Raw genomic sequence first — 15,608 nt, 5'->3', positions numbered from 1 at the left:
CCGCAGCGTCGATCAATCAGCGTAACGCTGCGTATTCCAGGCGCTCATGTACGCCTTGGCCCGTACGGCCACTTCTTGTGGAGTCAGGCCAGGTTTGAATAACCCCGAACCCAGCCCAAAACCTGCAACGCCGGCGTCGAGAAACACCTGCATGTTGTCAGGGGTGATACCGCCGACCGGTATCAACAAGGTTCCAACGGGCAATACGGCCAGCCAGGCCTTGACCACCGCCGGGCCCATTTGCTCGGCCGGGAACAATTTCAGCACGTCGGCCCCTTCGGCCAGTGCGGCAAACGCTTCGGTGGGGGTGGCGACGCCCGGCGCCAGGTAAAGGCCAGCCGCCTTAGCCGCACGCAATACTTTAGGGTCGCTGTGAGGCATCACGATCACTTGACCGCCCGCCGCCTTAACCTGTTCGACTTGCTCGGGCGTCAGGACCGTGCCCGCACCCACGAGGCAGTCGGCGGGCAGGCTGTCGCGCAAAATGCGGATACTGTCGTAGGGCTGCGGGGAGTTGAGCGGCACTTCAAGGGTACGAAAGCCTTCGTCATACAGCACCTTGCCGATGGCCTGCGCCTCTTGCGGATGCAGACCGCGAAGAATCGCGATCAAGCCGTTTTTTGCCAGTGCTTGCTTGAGCATGTCAGCCCTCCAGAGTGTGATGTCGCACTAACCCGGCGGCGTGAGCCAGGTGCCATAAACCCTGTTCGGTGGCCTGTTCAGCCAGACGCACGTCGCTAAACCCACAGGCAGCCAGCGCCAGTCGGTAGCGTTCACAGAGTTGGGAATTGCCAATAAGAATGATCGCGGGCAACGGCTGCTCGCCACGACGGTGACGCAATGCATTGGCCAACGCACACAGCTCATGGCCAATCAACAAACCAGACACATAGTCAGGTTGCGCCGTGGCACTCAATTGCCCCGTCAGGCCCAATGTGCGAGCGCTAAACAACGTCGACAGCGGTCCAAGCAGCCCCTCGGCAGACAAGGCTACCCGTACGCCGCGCTCGAAAGCGGACTGATCAAACGACCCGTCGCGTTGCTGGGTGCGGCCCAAAATGGTGTGTTCACAGACGGCGGCGTACAGCTCACCGGTCATGAAGGTATCGAAGTGCACGAGGCTGGCGTCTTGAACCTGCACCCATTTTGAATGGCTGCCGGGCAAGCCGATTAAACAATCGTTGATCAGCGGATGACTTTGCAGGACGCCCAGCACTTGAGTTTCTTCGCCGCGCATCACATTGGGCAAGGTGGAACGCTGGATGACACCCGGCACGATATGTACATCAACGCCACGCACACTGCGCACGATCTGTAGGGCGGTGCTCAGCGCTTGAAGGCTGGCAGGGGTTTCGCGGTAAGGAGCTTCGCGCCAGCCTTGGGCGCTGCCAACCATGCCACACGCGATAACGGGAATACCGGGATGGGCGTCCAGCCAGTCGCCGCAAGCTTCGTCGAAAGCCAGTTCAAAGCCATCTGCGCACTGCTGGCCAGCCACCTGACGCGTTGTGACGGGCAGTTGCATGATCCCGTAATCCAGCGAGCGCGTGTTCAGCACCTGCCCTGCGGGACCGAGTAAGTAAGCACGAAGGGAGGTGGTCCCCCAATCGAGTGCAATCAATTGCGCCTGCATCGCTTCACCTGTTTTGTTTTTAGCAGTGAATGCTGTGTCTCAGTGCGGGCGACTATAAACCTTGAGCAACCAATATCTCAATATATAAATTGCAGTCCCATATATAGGGAATTGATAAAGCAAGTTTGTGACACTTACCCACGGGTCGACTGACGACGGTTTCGTCGCCGATCGCAACCTTCGGCAGTGATTACAAGAAATGAGAAGTTAAAGGTGTCAGTCCGGCTCAGGACCAATGGGGAAGAACTGCCCGCTGCTCCACACGCCCAGCCACGATTGACCGTCGATAGAGCGAGAAACGGCCAGTTCAATCAATTGGTAGAACACGTTGCGATGAATCAGTGCTTCAAGGTTGCGGCGCACTAACACGTAAGGAGTTGGCGCTTGAGTTTGCGGATCGATGACCACGCGCAGCGGATGCTCGCTGTCCGCGGTGATCTGCTCGTCAACGTTGGTGATGAAGCGCAGGACTTGCTGTTCGCCCTCACCTTCGACCTCAAGAATTTGCGCAACAAAGGGTGCATCATCGACGACAATGCCGACTTTTTCAGCGGGAGTAATCAGAAAGTAGTCGTCACCGTCACGGCGAATGATGGTGGAGAACAGCTTGACCATGGGTTTACGGCCAATGGGCGTACCCATGTAATACCAAGTGCCATCGCGGGCGATGCGCATGTCGATATTGCCGCAGAAGGCCGTGTCCCATAAGTGAACCGGCGGCAGGCCTTTGTCGGCTTTAGGGATTTGCGCCAACAGGTTACTGACGTCTACAGGCTCACTCATGATGCTCTCCTCGACTTATTCGTCGCTCAAGCCTATCAAGCTGCGTGCGTACTTCGCCAGCGGCGGGCCAATCAAGTCCGCGGGCTTGGTGTCATGAAAGGTCAACAGGCCACCCCGACTGCGGATAGTCGCCGTATCAATCAAGTATTGGGTGCTGGTTTCGATCAGCATCACCTGAATCACCCCGCTATCGACACCCAAACGGCTGATTTCTTCCTGATCCAGCCATTCGTCACTGTTGCTGATGCGGTCGTCTGCGCGCGCAAAACGGGTGTAAAGCAAGTAATGCGCGCCAAAACCACGGGCGTCGGTCATGGCCTGATCAAGCCCCGCTGGCTCCTTGGCGCGGCGCACCATAGGGAAATATTCAACGAAACCGTTAAAAGCCTCTTCGGCCACCACGTTGGGCCGCACATAAGGGTCGCCAATGGGCGCAAATGGCCCCTGGGCGATATAGATAAAGGAATCCGGCTGGATGCGCAGCGAATTGCTGCGCCGCGTATTGCTGTGATTAAGCAGGCCCGCATCGCTCATTTGATAACGGGCGCCCTCCCCCAGATCACTGACCTTCATGCAGCCACCCAGCGCCAAAAAAGCCAGCAACACCAACAGACCACGCATCCCATTCTCCCGATGGCCGGTGACAGAAAACCGGCGAATAGTCGCGTGATGCAGTTTGCGCGCCAGTTTTGAGCGCCAACTTTGCCATACAAGCTATCGCTGCTTTAGCCGATCAATCACCACCGCGAGCAACAGAATCGAGCCACGTATGACGTATTGGTAGAAGGTGTCGATGTTTTTCAGGTTCATGGCGTTTTCAATAATTGCCAGAATCAGCACCCCGGCGATTACATGCCGAATCATCCCGACGCCACCGCTCAGCGACACCCCACCCAATACGCAGGCCGAGATCACGGTCAGCTCAAACCCCTGGCCAATCATCGGCTGCCCCGAGGTCATGCGCGACGCCAAAATCACGCCCGCCAGCGCACCAATGAGCCCATGCACGGCGAAGATGATGATTTTGGTGCGGTCGACATTCACTCCGGCCAACAGCGCCGCTTCCTGATTACCGCCAATGGCCATGGTGTTGCGACCGTAGGTGGTGTGGTTGAGCAGCCAGCCAAAAAACACAAAGCACACGAGGGTGATCAGGATCGGCACCGGTACGCCAAACAACTGACCATTACCAAACACGAAGAACGACTCCTGGGAAACACCCACGGCCTTGCCATTGGCAAAGATATACGCCAGACCGCGCACAATCTGCATGGTGGCCAACGTGGTAATTAGCGCATTGACCCGCAGTTTGGCGATGACGATACCGTTGATCAGGCCCACCAGCAGGCCCATGCCCAAGGCCGCGCTGACGCCCAAAAACACACTGTCGGTGTCGCGCATGACCACTGCCGCAACCACCCCTGAACACGCAATCACCGACCCCACCGACAGGTCGAAATGCCCCGAGGCCAGGCAATACAGCATGGTGCAAGCCGCAATCCCGGTCGTTGAAATGGCCAACCCCAAACCCCGCATGTTCAACGGCGACAGGAAGTTGTCGATCAGCAAAGTGCACAGCAGGAAAATCGCAATTGCAGCCAGTAACATGACCCAATCGTCGAGAAAACGGCGCATATCGAGATGTTTGCGGGGGGTGGTAGGCAATGTCGAATCTTGGGTTGTCATATAAACCTCTCAGTGGGTCACGGCGTCAGCCACGCTGACGGGGCAAGGCCATTTGCAGCAGGCTGGATTCATTGGCCAGCGCACGCGGCAACTCACCGCTTAGCGCCCCTTCGCACAGCACCAAAATGCGGTCGCTGATGCCCATCACTTCCATCAGGTCGCTGGACACTACGATCACGGCAATGCCGCTGGCCGCCAGGCTATGGATGATTTGGTAGATCTCGGCCTTGGCACCGATGTCGATGCCGCGGGTCGGTTCATCGAGCAGCAGCACTTTCATCGGCATCGACAGCCAACGACCCAGAATGGCTTTTTGCTGATTACCGCCGGACAAGAACATGATTTTCTGCGCGGCCGTGGGTGTCTTCACGTTCAGCGCCCGAATCTGCTTATCGGCGTTGTCGCGCTCCCACTTGCCGCGTAACACCCAACCCAAGGTGGAATGCGTGCTGCGGGCACTGATGTTGATGTTTTCAGCAACGCTGGCCAGAGGGATGATGCCTTCTTTCTTTCGGTCCTCAGGGCACAGCAGCACGCCGGCATTAATCGCGTCACGGGACGAGCGCAACGTAAGCGGCTCGCCCTCTAGCTCAATCTGCCCTGCGCTGTGGCGCGCCAGCCCGCTTAACAAACGCAACAACTCCGTGCGCCCGGCCCCAACCAGACCGAAGAGCCCCACAATTTCCCCCTTGCGCACCTCGAAACTTACCGGCTGGCGCAGCCCCGGGCCGATCAAACGATCAACCTTGAGGGCCACCGCACCGTGTTCACGAAGCCGATAGTCGTAAATATCCTGAATATCGCGACCGACCATGCAGGTCACCAGTTGGTCGTGCGTCAACTCGCTCATCTGCTCAAAGGTACGAACGTAACGACCGTCCTTGAACACGGTGACCGCGTTGCAGATACGGAACACTTCTTCCATGCGATGAGAGACATAGAGCACCACTTTGCCTTCGTCGCGCAGGCGCGCAATGATCGCCATCAGCCGGTCGATTTCCCGCGCTGAAAGGCTGCTGGTCGGCTCGTCGAAGGCAATGACATGAGCACCACGGGACAACGCTTTGGCGATTTCCACCAGTTGGCGCTGGCCCAGCGACAAGCGTGCAACCTTCTCCTGCGGATCAATTTCATCGGCCAGCCCCTTGAGCAAGGCCAATGCGTTGCGCCGTAACTCGCCGCGCTGGATCAAGCCAAAGCGCGCAGGCAAATGCCCCAGAAACAGGTTTTCGGCCACGCTCATTTCCGGCACCAGATGCAATTCCTGATGAATCACAGCGACCCGGTGAGCGATGCTGTCTGCGGTGGATTTAAACACCATTGATTGCTCACCGATCTGCACCGTTCCACTGCTGGGTGCGTAAGCCCCACCAAGGATTTTCAACAGGGTCGATTTACCGGCACCGTTCTCGCCCATCAGCGCATGCACCTGACCGGGATACGCCACAAAACTGATATTGGCCAGCGCCTGCACACCCGGAAAATCCTTACTGATGGCATTGAAGCGCAGACTGTCATTGCATAAAGCTTGGCTCTGTATAAGCGGCTGCATAGGAACCTCCGACTCAGTTCCACAACCCGATTTTGGTCAGCTCTTCCTGGAAGTTATCCCGGGTAATGAGCGTCACTTCGTCCATGGCCGTGTACAACGGCGGCTCTTTGCCTTCAGTGATCCACTCGAACATCAGGGTGGCGGTCTTATAGCCTTCAATATGCGGGCTCGGCAGCATGGAGCCATAAAAGCCGCTATTGGCCTTTTTCAATTCGCCAATCGCGTCGGTACCGTTGATACCAATCCCGATCACGTTGGCGGCGGCAAATCCGGCACTTTCCGTGGCGCGCACACCGCCCAGCACAGTGCTGTCATTCATCCCCCCGATAATCAGGTTTTTCGCAGCGCCGGGCAGCTTGACCAATGCCGAGTTGGTGGCGTCCATGCTGCCGGGTACATCAAGCGTCTTTAGCGCTGAATACAAAATGTGATCATCGGGCAGACCTGCGTCTTTCAAGGATTTAACCGATCCGTCGGTGCGCTTTTTGCCCGTATCCAATTCGTTGAAGGTGTTAATGACGGCGTAAGTATCTTTCCAGTCCCAATTACGTTTTTTGGCTTCGGTCACCATGGCATTGCCTTGCTGCTGGCCGACTTCAAATGCCGCCATGCCCAAATAAGGCACGTCTTCCATAAACGCACCTTTGGCATCGACGAAACGATCATCCACGGCGATGACTTTCAAGTTGTTGAGCTTGGCCTTGGCCATAATCGCTGGGCCGAGGCCGACGTCCGGCGGACAAATCACGAATCCCTGCGCACCGTTGGCGGCCAGGCTGTCGATGGCCGACAGGGTTTTTTCCCCATCGGGCACGGCAATTTTGATCAGTTCGAAGCCTTTGTCTTTGGCGGCCTTTTCAGCAAAAGCCCATTCCGTCTGGAACCAGGGTTCTTCCGCCTGTTTGACCAGAAAACCGATTTTTACCGGATCAGCAGCGAGCACGGTATGACCGAAGCTCAGCGCAGTCGCTGTCAGTGCCATGCAGCACAGAGCGCGAAGGATGGGACGACGTTTCATGGCAAACCCTCTTGTTGTTATTTTTAAACGTGTTTGAAGCCTGATCGGTCCGACCTGTTGGTCAGTCGTGGTACAGCACAGAGCGCCCGCCATCGATGGTGATGCAGGACGCATTGATAAACGGCGCTTCATCGCTTGCCAGAAAAACAGCGGTCATGGCCACTTCCAGTGGCTGCCCGATTCGCCGCGGGGGGTGCAAATCCAGCGCACGCTGGCGTTCTGCATGCGGGTCGGCGAAGCCGTTCCAGTAATCGACATTGAGCTGGGTTTCGATATAACCCGGCGCAATGGCATTCACTCGTATCCCTTTGGGGGCATATTCAATGCCTAGGGCGCGGGTCAAGCCCAGCAAGCCGTGTTTGGCCACCGGGTACGGGAAACAGCCTGGAATAATGTGGGTGGAATGAGTCGACGCGATGTTGATAATGCTGCCAACACCCTGCTCAATCATGTGAGGCAACACGGCCTTGCAGCCATACCAGGCCCCGTCCAGGTCAATAGCAAAACAGCGCCGCCAATCCTCTTCGGTCATTTCCAGCGGATCTCGAAACACGTTGACTCCGGCACAATTGACCAGTACATCCACGCGGCCATGCAGCTCCATCGCCCGCGCGACCAGCGCATGCAAGTCTGACTGGCACGACACATCAGCCTTGATCGCCTGCACATCACCACCCTGCTCGCGCCAATGGGCCGCCACCTTTTCGACCTTCTCGGCCTGAATATCGCTAATGACCATTTTCGCCTGCTGAGCCACAAAGCTGGCGACAATGGCTTCGCCAATGCCTTGAGCAGCGCCGGTCAGTACCACCACTTTGTTTTTCAGACGTTCGCCACGTAGCGGCTCGGCCACCGCAGGTAAAGAAAGAGGTTCAGCCATGAATCAGGACTCCACAAAAAAGGCACGAAAAAAACCGGGCATCTTTCGATGACCGGCCAATTAAAAGGGGGCATTGGGGAGTCCCGCGTGCGCGCAGGGGCGTCCTGGAATATCTCGGCATCACTTCACCATATTATTTTTTTAGTGTGAGTGCGTGGAGCTAAAGCCGACTATAAACCCGGAAACTGCAAAGTCTCAATATATAATTTTGCATCCCATATTTAGGGATTTAATGATTATCCGCCGATGATCTTCATCACGGTAGCACCGCCCGAGAAGGCAATGTCTTGCTTATCACCCAAGGCTTTCATCAGCAAACTTTGCAGTGCAGGCAAGGCCTGATGACGGGGCTTGTTCAGCAAATCACCCACATAGTGGCGATTGCTCGAAGACAGGCAACCATGTAGCCAGCCCGTTGAAGAGAGGCGCAAACGCGAGCAAGTCCGGCAAAACGGCACGCTTTCGTTGGCAATGACACCGAAATAGCCCTGACCTGAAATCTGATAGCGCACCGCTGTTGCATCGACGGGCGCGTCGGCTTGCAAGTACTCATAGCGCTCGCCGATGAGCGACAACAACTGTTGCAGGCTGACAAATTGCTGCAGGAATGCGTTGCCATCGCTGGCCAGATGCCCCATGCGCATGAGCTCGATAAATCGCAGCTCGAAGCCCCGTTCAAGGCAATAATCCAGCAAAGGCATTACCTGATCGAGGTTATGCCCGCGCAACGGCACCATATTGACCTTGATTTTGATACCCGCCTCACTGGCTTGACGCATGCCGTCGAGCACGGTTGGCAGATCACCACCACGGGCAATGGTGCGAAAGGCTTCCGGGTTCAGGGTATCGAGGGAAACATTGAGGCGACGTATGCCCGCCTCCAGTAGCACCGGTAATTTTCGCGCCAGCAACTGACCATTGGTGGTCAGGCTGATATCACTCAAGCCTAACGAACCAACACCCTGCATAAAGGTTTCAAGTTTGGGGCTCACCAGCGGTTCACCGCCGGTAATGCGCAAGCGCTCTATGCCGGCGGCCTCAATCAGGTAGGCGACACCACGGATCATGGCTTCGGCCGACAATTCATCCTGAGCCGCCACCAGGCGTTTACCGTTGGGTACGCAATAGGTGCAGGCGTAATTGCACGCAGACGTCAGGCTGATACGTAAATTGCGAAAACGTCTGCCTTGGCGGTCAACAATCATGAATGACTCCGACGCACAGGATCGAGCCGCGCCAACACCTGGTAAAAAGGTTCAGGGCACGCGGCCATGAATGATAAAGCCCCTCCCCGCTACTCGACAGCCGGGGTGTCCGTGTCACGCTTGCGCTTGTTGCCCATGCGCACACCGATGTCCATCAGGAATTGGAAAAAACCTTCCTGATCTTCCAGCACATTGCTCCAGAACGGCGAGTGATACAGCGCTACTGCACCGTGTACCAATGCCCAAGCTGCGCAATAGTGGAAATACGGCGGCACATCTTCAAGCTTGCCTTCACTGATACGCCCCTTGATGAGCAGGGTCAAACGCTCAAAGTTGGAAGCGCGGATCTTGTGCAGCTCTTCAACCAGCTCGGGCACCTGATTACCTTTAACGACCTTTTCTTCAAGGCGGTCAAACAGCCGGTAACGTTGCGGGTCACGCATACGAAACTCAAAGTAGGCTCGCGACAGCGCCTCTTTGTCTTTATCGACGTCAGCGGAATGCAGCAACTCGTTCAAATCACGCTCGTAATCAAGCATCAGGCGCAAGTAAATCTCGGCCTTGGATTTGAAGTGCTTGTAAATCGTGCCTTTGCCGATACCGACGGCATCAGCAATCATCTCGACGGTGACACTGTCTTCACCTTGTTCGAGGAACAGCTTGAGCGCGGTATCGAGAATTTCTTGCTCGCGGCGACGAAACTCACGGACCTTACGGGGTTCTTTGTGCATAAGAAAAGGTCTGTTCGGGTCAAAATCGAAGCGGAGTATTATGCATTAGTCACGCTAAATTGCACGGACCATCCTGCGTTTGCCTGCTTTGAGTGGAATTCATATAACCCGTATGAGCAGTCAACCGAATCATGGGTATTCCAAATCTGTTTAAAAAACGATCAAGCAGGACTGGACGTTCAATAAAGCTGACCAATACTAAAGGAGTCGGCGGCACATCCCCCCAAGTGGCTGCCGATCAAGGTCACAACGGAATGTGCCCTTTGTTTTACTCCTAATGGTCTTAACCCGGGTTCCCCAGAGTCCGGGTTTTTTTTGCCCAAAAAGTCGATATTTTGCGCTGACCTCGTAGCCGCTGCCGAGAAACGAGGGCTGCGATCAGCGCGCAGCGGTCGCCAAATAGCTACCTGGTTGCATCAGCTTCCAGGACGGCTGCGCGCGCCTGCGGTCGCAGCCTTCGTTTCTCGGCAGCGGCTACAGAGTCATTTAACCCGCGCTAACGGGAACAAGCGCTTGAAGTTTTCGGTGGTCTGCTCACAGAAACGCTCGTAAGACTCACCGCGTAACATTGCCAAAAACTCGGCCACTTCACGCACGTATTGCGGAAGATTAGGCTTGCCGCGATGAGGGATCGGGGCCAGATACGGCGAATCCGTCTCCACCAGCAAACGGTCGGCGGGCACCTGCCGGGCCACATCGCGCAGCGCATCGGCATTGCGGAACGTGACGATGCCTGACAGCGAGATGTAATACCCCATGTCCAGCGCCGCTTTGGCCATGTCCCAGTCTTCAGTGAAACAGTGCAGCACGCCGGCGTGGGGCAAGTCAGCCTCGCGCAGCATGCTCAGGGTGTCCTGACGAGCACCGCGTGTGTGAATAACAACGGGTTTGCCCGTTTGCTGAGCCGCCTCAAGGTGGACCCGAAACGATAACTGCTGCAATTCGGCGGCTTCAGGCTCGTAGTGGTAGTCCAGACCGGTCTCACCAATGGCAACGACTCGCGGGTGGTTCAGTTCGCCCAGCAACCAGTCCAGGGCAGGTGCCGCACCCGGTTGCACGTCCAGCGGGTGCACGCCTACCGAGCAATCGACATCGTCATAGCGATCAGTCAAGGCTTTGACATCGGCGGCATTCTCGGCGCTGACGCCAATACACAGAAAATGACCGACACCACACGAACGCGCGGCTTGCAGCGCTGCGTCCAGTGATCCGTCGTGGGCACTGAGGTCCAGACGGTCAAGATGGCAATGGGAGTCAACCAACATACACAATTACCTGTTTTTCAAATCAATCAAATCAACGCTGGCCGGGCAGGCTTGCCCACTGCACCAGTAATGCCTCCAGCAACAACACCCGATTGAGGTTGGCCTTGCCCAGCACTTTTTGACGCTGCGCGAGAATCCAGTCCTGAATCGCCAGCACTTTGTCTTGCGGGGTTTTCTGGGCCAGGTATTGCAGCACTTTACGCATGTCCTCCAGCCCCAGCCCGGCTTCATCCTGGGTCAATTGATAACGCAAAATCAGACTCGACCAGTCACAGAACCAGTCAAACAGCAGCAGCAACGGGATCGCATTCCAGCTTTCCGCCAGTTGAGTGGCCGAGATCTCTCGCTTGAGCAGCTTCTTGACCCCTTCGACCACCGCTGCACGCTGTTCGCGTACACCTTGAGCCTGCAACTTGACGGCAGCCAAGGGCGATCCTGCGGCCAGCGTCAATAATTCAATACGTTGGGCATCGCTGCACTCGGGCAGCGCCTTGGCCAGCCACTCTAGGCTCATGGCTTCGCTGGGCAGCGGACACGCTTGTTGCACGCAACGACTGCGGATAGTCGGCAACAGTCGACTCGACTGGTGACTGACCAGCAGCAAAATGGTGTTGCCCGACGGTTCTTCAAGGCTTTTGAGCAAAGCGTTCGCCGCGTTGACGTTCATCGACTCGACAGGCTCGACCAAGACCACCTTGCGCCCGCCCAACTGCGCGGTTTGCACCACAAAATTGACCAGTTCACGCACCTGATCAACCTTGATCGCTTTGTCGGCTTCTTCCGGCTCAAGGATGTAGTTATCCGGGTGACTGCCCGCAGCCAGCAATGAACAGGACTTGCACGACCCGCAGGCTTCAAGCCCGCCCGGCTGTTTGCACAGCAGGCTGGCCATCAGTCGCTCCGCCAGGGCGCGCTTGCCGATACCCGCAGGGCCATGCAACAGATAGGCATGAGCGTGTTGCGCACGCCCGGCCATTTGCTGCCACAAGCTGTCTTGCCACGGGTAGGCCTCAGCCACGGTACAGCTCCAGCAGTTGCGGCAACAGTGCATCCAGCTGCTGCTGAACGTGAGTCAGCGACTGGGCGGCGTCGATCAAGCGATAACGCGCCGGCTCAGCTTCAGCCCGCTTGAGGTAAGTACTGCGCACTGCATCGAAAAAGGTACGACCTTCCTGCTCGAAACGGTCCAATCGGCCTCGGGCAATGGCGCGGGCCATACCGACTTCAATCGGCAGATCAAACACCAGCGTGATGTCTGGACGCAGCGCTCCTTGAACAAAGGTTTCCAGCGTGGCGATGCGCTCATGCGACAAACCGCGTCCACCACCTTGGTAGGCGTAGGTGGCGTCGGTAAAACGGTCACACAACACCACGGCACCACGAGCCAGCGCCGGGAGAATCACCTCGGCCAAGTGCTGAGCGCGGGCGGCAAACACCAGCAGGAGTTCAGTATCGGCACACATGGCGTCATCACTGGGCGCCAGCAACAGTTCACGGATGCGCTCAGCCAAAGGCGTGCCGCCAGGTTCGCGGGTCAACACCACATCGATACCTTGCCCACGCAAACGCTTGGCCAGATAGTCGCGATTGGTGCTTTTGCCCGCGCCTTCGGGGCCCTCCAGGGTAATAAACAAGCCAGTCACAGGCAGCAATCCTTAATCAGTTTCATTCGGGCTTTGCGGCTCGGCCGCAGGGCTCGCCGGCTCAGCGGCGGGTGTCGGCGAGGGGCTTGAGCGGTAGTCGGCACGACGCTTTATCTGGAATTCGCGAACGGCATTATTATGCGCATCCAGATCATCTGAGAACGTGTGGCTGCCGTCGCCCTTGGCGACGAAGTAAAGGCTGCTGCCACTGACCGGATGCAAAGCGGCGTGAATGGCCTCACGCCCCACCATGGCAATCGGTGTCGGCGGCAGGCCGGGAATGGTGTAGGTGTTGTAGGGCGTTGGCTCACGCAGATGAGCACGGGTCAATTTACCGCTGTAACGCTCTCCCAAACCGTAAATCACCGTTGGATCGGTTTGTAGCGGCATGCCGATTTTCATGCGGCGCACAAAAACCCCGGCAATCTGCCCACGTTCCTGGGGCACACCCGTTTCCTTCTCGACCAGCGAAGCCATAATCAACGCTTGATAGGGCGTCGCATAGGGTAGATCGGACGCTCGTTGCTCCCATTCCTCTGCCAATACTTTTTCAAGGCGCCCGTAGGCTTTTTCCAAAAGCTGCGCATCGGTCATGCCACGGACAAAGCGATAGGTATCAGGGAAAAATCGGCCTTCAGGAAATTCACCTGCATGGCCGAGCTTGGCCATCACCTCGCTGTCGCTCAGACCGTCGAGGGTCTGTTCAATTTTTTCATGTTTGGCCAGAGCGCTGCGCACCTGACGGAAGTTCCAGCCTTCTACCAGCGTCAAGCTGTATTGCACAACGTCACCGCGCTGCCACAGGCCAATCAGGTCCTGGGCGGTCATGCCGGGTGTCATCCGGTACTCACCACTGTGCAACGGCTGACCTTCAAGGTTAAAGCGCCAATACAGACGCAGCCAGAAGGCATCGTGCAAGGTGTTGTCCGCCTCAAGACGATTGAACGTTCCCGTCGGTGTTGCACCGGCCGGAACGTCGAGCAGTTGCTCCTGGGTCAAGTTGAGGGGTTGCTCCACCGCCGAATTGAGCTTCCACGCACTGGCGCCCAGCAGCAAGCCTGCCAGCACCAGACCGGTCTCCAGCAGCAGCAAAAAATTACGTTTCACGAATCAGACATCCAATAGGGTGCGAGCAATGCCTTGCAGTTTACGGGTGAGCGGCCCCACCGGCCAGCTCAGGTCTGCAAAAGCCCGCACGGGCCAAATGCCATACACGCTGTTACAGACAAAGAGTTCATCAGCCTGGCGCAGTTGGGCAAGGCTGAGGTCAGTGACGTGGCACGCGATACCCTGTCGCTCAGCTTCAAGCAGTAGCGCAGCCCGCATCACACCGGCTACACCGCAGCGTTGCAAGTCGGGGGTGTACAGGTTGCCATCGCGCACCAAAAACAGGTTGCTGAACACCCCTTCGATCACTCGCCCGGACGTGTCGCGCATCAACCCCTCGGCGTAGGCCGGGTCTTGCCACTCGGCACGCGCCAGCACCTGTTCGAGGCGATTGAGGTGTTTAAGCCCGGCCAACAGCGGCTGCTCGGCCAAACGTGTGGCGCAGTCAAACAGCTGAATACCCTGCAAGGCGTTCGCCTCAGGGTAGGCAGCAGGCGGACTGGCTTGAAGAATTCGTCGAGGCAGAGCCTCAGGTGAAGCGCTGTAACCGCGCAGGCTGTCGCCACGGGTCACAATCAGCTTGAGGACGCCCTCGCCCATCGCTTGCGCATAGGTCAGCAATTCGTTGCGGATCAATGAGTGATCCGCAACGATTGCCAAGCGGGAGCACCCCTGCGCCAGACGCTGCAGGTGCAGGTCCAGCAGCAGCGGTTGGCCAGCCTTGACGACGAGGGTCTCAAACAGACCATCGCCGTAAGCCAGCCCACGGTCTTTGAGCGACGCTAACGCATGCGCTGGCTGACCGTCGACCCAACTGTGCATTACTCGGCGTACCGGCGGAACACCAGCGAGCCGTTGGTGCCACCAAAACCGAACGAGTTGCTCAGCACCACATCGATCGACATTTCGCGGGCGGTGTGCGGTACGAAGTCAAGGTCGCAGCCTTCGCTCGGCTCATCCAGATTGATGGTCGGCGGAGCAATCTGGCTGTTGATCGCCAGCACGCTGAAAATCGCCTCAACCGCGCCTGCTGCACCTAACAAGTGACCGGTCATCGACTTGGTCGAGCTGACGGCCAAGTTGTAGGCGTGATCACCAAACACTGACTTGATCGCAGCGACTTCTGCCAAATCGCCTGCCGGTGTCGAGGTACCGTGAGCGTTGATGTACTGAACCTGATCAGGATTGATCCGGGCATCGCGCAATGCATTGGTGATGCAGCGTGCAGCACCCGCGCCATCTTCGGGCGGTGAGGTCATGTGATAAGCGTCCCCGCTCATCCCGAAACCAATCAGCTCAGCGTAGATGGTCGCGCCACGTGCCTTGGCGTGCTCAAGCTCTTCAAGCACGAGCGCACCGGCTCCGTCAGCCAGTACAAAGCCATCACGGCCTTTGTCCCATGGACGGCTGGCGCGAGTCGGATCATCGTTGCGCGTGGACAGCGCACGGGAGGCACCGAAGCCGCCCATGCCCAAACCACAGGCGGCCATTTCAGAGCCGCCTGCAATCATTACATCGGCTTCGCCGTATGCAATATTGCGCGCCGCCATGCCGATACAGTGAGTACCTGTGGTACAGGCTGTGGCAATGGCGTAGTTAGGCCCCTGTGTACCCAGATGGATAGACAGAAAACCGGAAATCATATTGATAATCGAGCCAGGCACAAAAAACGGCGAAATCCGTCGCGGGCCTTGCTCATGCAGAATGCGGCTGGTTTCTTCAATATTGGTCAAACCACCAATACCCGACCCCATGGCCACACCGATGCGCTCACGATTGGCATCCGTGACTTCAAGGCCGGAATTGCGCACAGCCTGAAACCCGGCTGCCAGACCGTATTGAATAAACAGGTCAAGTTTTCTGGACTCTTTGACGGAGAGGTAATCCTCAACGTTAAAGCCCTGAACCGAGCCGCCAAAACGGGTGGAATAGGCAGAAAGATCTGTGTGTTCGATCAGACCAATGCCACTTCGGCCTGCCAGAATGCCTTGCCAGGTGCTAGGTACATCCGCACCCAGTGGCGACAACATCCCCATACCGGTGACTACGACGCGTCTACGCGACACAGCACTCTCCTTTATTCTATTGACGACACTTTGCATCAC

General features: G+C 57.1%; 16 protein-coding genes. All 16 read right to left on the bottom strand.

Annotated features, from left to right (window positions below; genetic code table 11):
• Positions 1-12: 12 nt before the first annotated feature.
• Positions 13-642: a 2-dehydro-3-deoxy-6-phosphogalactonate aldolase gene (locus ACI7MX_RS17195; protein ID WP_405591343.1), complete on the bottom strand. Its 630-nt coding sequence runs from the start codon at positions 640-642 to the stop codon at positions 13-15.
• A 1-nt stretch (position 643) separates the two neighbouring features.
• The gene (locus ACI7MX_RS17190) at positions 644-1,633 is read right to left on the bottom strand and encodes a 2-dehydro-3-deoxygalactonokinase (protein ID WP_405591346.1); all 990 of its coding nucleotides are present in this window, start codon (positions 1,631-1,633) and stop codon (positions 644-646) included.
• 216 nt (positions 1,634-1,849) lie between these two features.
• Positions 1,850-2,416 carry a DUF1285 domain-containing protein gene (locus ACI7MX_RS17185; RefSeq protein ID WP_314491007.1) on the bottom strand — a complete coding sequence of 189 codons (567 nt, stop codon included), beginning with the start codon at positions 2,414-2,416 and terminating at the stop codon, positions 1,850-1,852.
• Positions 2,417-2,431: 15 nt separating this feature from the next.
• Positions 2,432-3,037 carry a DUF4823 domain-containing protein gene (locus ACI7MX_RS17180; RefSeq protein WP_314491004.1) on the bottom strand — a complete coding sequence of 202 codons (606 nt, stop codon included), beginning with the start codon at positions 3,035-3,037 and terminating at the stop codon, positions 2,432-2,434.
• A 93-nt stretch (positions 3,038-3,130) separates the two neighbouring features.
• A complete protein-coding gene (araH, locus tag ACI7MX_RS17175) occupies positions 3,131-4,102 on the bottom strand; it encodes an L-arabinose ABC transporter permease AraH (RefSeq protein WP_314491001.1) in 972 nt (323 codons plus the stop codon).
• Between the two features lie 25 nt (positions 4,103-4,127).
• Entirely contained in the window at positions 4,128-5,654 is a 1,527-nt protein-coding gene (gene araG / locus ACI7MX_RS17170) for an L-arabinose ABC transporter ATP-binding protein AraG (RefSeq protein ID WP_405591351.1), read from the bottom strand.
• A gap of 13 nt (positions 5,655-5,667) precedes the next feature.
• Complete coding sequence (locus tag ACI7MX_RS17165) at positions 5,668-6,672, bottom strand: substrate-binding domain-containing protein (protein ID WP_314490995.1); 1,005 nt, start codon at positions 6,670-6,672, stop codon at positions 5,668-5,670.
• A gap of 61 nt (positions 6,673-6,733) precedes the next feature.
• Positions 6,734-7,552 (bottom strand): SDR family oxidoreductase, encoded by an 819-nt coding sequence (locus ACI7MX_RS17160; RefSeq protein WP_405591354.1) that lies wholly within the window; start codon positions 7,550-7,552, stop codon positions 6,734-6,736.
• A 236-nt stretch (positions 7,553-7,788) separates the two neighbouring features.
• Positions 7,789-8,757, bottom strand: a complete 969-nt coding sequence (locus ACI7MX_RS17155) for a GTP 3',8-cyclase MoaA (RefSeq protein ID WP_405591357.1) — start codon at positions 8,755-8,757, stop codon at positions 7,789-7,791.
• An 89-nt stretch (positions 8,758-8,846) separates the two neighbouring features.
• Positions 8,847-9,488 carry a TetR/AcrR family transcriptional regulator gene (locus tag ACI7MX_RS17150; protein WP_153376995.1) on the bottom strand — a complete coding sequence of 214 codons (642 nt, stop codon included), beginning with the start codon at positions 9,486-9,488 and terminating at the stop codon, positions 8,847-8,849.
• Positions 9,489-9,970: 482 nt separating this feature from the next.
• A complete protein-coding gene (locus ACI7MX_RS17145) occupies positions 9,971-10,753 on the bottom strand; it encodes a TatD family hydrolase (protein ID WP_314490982.1) in 783 nt (260 codons plus the stop codon).
• 31 nt (positions 10,754-10,784) lie between these two features.
• Positions 10,785-11,771, bottom strand: coding sequence for a DNA polymerase III subunit delta' (locus tag ACI7MX_RS17140; protein WP_405591361.1), 987 nt, complete (start codon positions 11,769-11,771; stop codon positions 10,785-10,787).
• Positions 11,764-12,396, bottom strand: coding sequence for a dTMP kinase (tmk, locus tag ACI7MX_RS17135; RefSeq protein ID WP_405591363.1), 633 nt, complete (start codon positions 12,394-12,396; stop codon positions 11,764-11,766). Before tmk ends, ACI7MX_RS17140 begins: the two co-directional genes overlap by 8 nt.
• A gap of 12 nt (positions 12,397-12,408) precedes the next feature.
• A complete protein-coding gene (mltG, locus tag ACI7MX_RS17130; protein ID WP_405591365.1) occupies positions 12,409-13,503 on the bottom strand; it encodes an endolytic transglycosylase MltG in 1,095 nt (364 codons plus the stop codon).
• A 3-nt stretch (positions 13,504-13,506) separates the two neighbouring features.
• Positions 13,507-14,325, bottom strand: a complete 819-nt coding sequence (gene pabC / locus ACI7MX_RS17125; RefSeq protein ID WP_405591368.1) for an aminodeoxychorismate lyase — start codon at positions 14,323-14,325, stop codon at positions 13,507-13,509.
• The gene (gene fabF / locus ACI7MX_RS17120) at positions 14,325-15,569 is read right to left on the bottom strand and encodes a beta-ketoacyl-ACP synthase II (protein ID WP_405591371.1); all 1,245 of its coding nucleotides are present in this window, start codon (positions 15,567-15,569) and stop codon (positions 14,325-14,327) included. The genes pabC and fabF overlap by 1 nt, the downstream gene beginning before the upstream one ends.
• Between the last annotated feature and the right edge of the window lie 39 nt (positions 15,570-15,608).

The organism is Pseudomonas sp. 2024-210 (assembly GCF_045062345.1).
Classification (GTDB): domain Bacteria; phylum Pseudomonadota; class Gammaproteobacteria; order Pseudomonadales; family Pseudomonadaceae; genus Aquipseudomonas.
This window is presented reverse-complemented; position numbering and strand designations above follow the sequence as displayed.

What these genes read in the sequence shown, in the direction of transcription:
- ACI7MX_RS17195 (WP_405591343.1), bottom strand. Translation starts at nt 642, where the DNA reads ATGCTCAAGCAAGCACTGGCAAAAAACGGCTTGATCGCGATTCTTCGC.
- ACI7MX_RS17190 (WP_405591346.1), bottom strand. Translation starts at nt 1,633, where the DNA reads ATGCAGGCGCAATTGATTGCACTCGATTGGGGGACCACCTCCCTTCGT.
- ACI7MX_RS17185 (WP_314491007.1), bottom strand. Translation starts at nt 2,416, where the DNA reads ATGAGTGAGCCTGTAGACGTCAGTAACCTGTTGGCGCAAATCCCTAAA.
- ACI7MX_RS17180 (WP_314491004.1), bottom strand. Translation starts at nt 3,037, where the DNA reads ATGCGTGGTCTGTTGGTGTTGCTGGCTTTTTTGGCGCTGGGTGGCTGC.
- araH (WP_314491001.1), bottom strand. Translation starts at nt 4,102, where the DNA reads ATGACAACCCAAGATTCGACATTGCCTACCACCCCCCGCAAACATCTC.
- araG (WP_405591351.1), bottom strand. Translation starts at nt 5,654, where the DNA reads ATGCAGCCGCTTATACAGAGCCAAGCTTTATGCAATGACAGTCTGCGC.
- ACI7MX_RS17165 (WP_314490995.1), bottom strand. Translation starts at nt 6,672, where the DNA reads ATGAAACGTCGTCCCATCCTTCGCGCTCTGTGCTGCATGGCACTGACA.
- ACI7MX_RS17160 (WP_405591354.1), bottom strand. Translation starts at nt 7,552, where the DNA reads ATGGCTGAACCTCTTTCTTTACCTGCGGTGGCCGAGCCGCTACGTGGC.
- ACI7MX_RS17155 (WP_405591357.1), bottom strand. Translation starts at nt 8,757, where the DNA reads ATGATTGTTGACCGCCAAGGCAGACGTTTTCGCAATTTACGTATCAGC.
- ACI7MX_RS17150 (WP_153376995.1), bottom strand. Translation starts at nt 9,488, where the DNA reads ATGCACAAAGAACCCCGTAAGGTCCGTGAGTTTCGTCGCCGCGAGCAA.
- ACI7MX_RS17145 (WP_314490982.1), bottom strand. Translation starts at nt 10,753, where the DNA reads ATGTTGGTTGACTCCCATTGCCATCTTGACCGTCTGGACCTCAGTGCC.
- pabC (WP_405591368.1), bottom strand. Translation starts at nt 14,325, where the DNA reads ATGCACAGTTGGGTCGACGGTCAGCCAGCGCATGCGTTAGCGTCGCTC.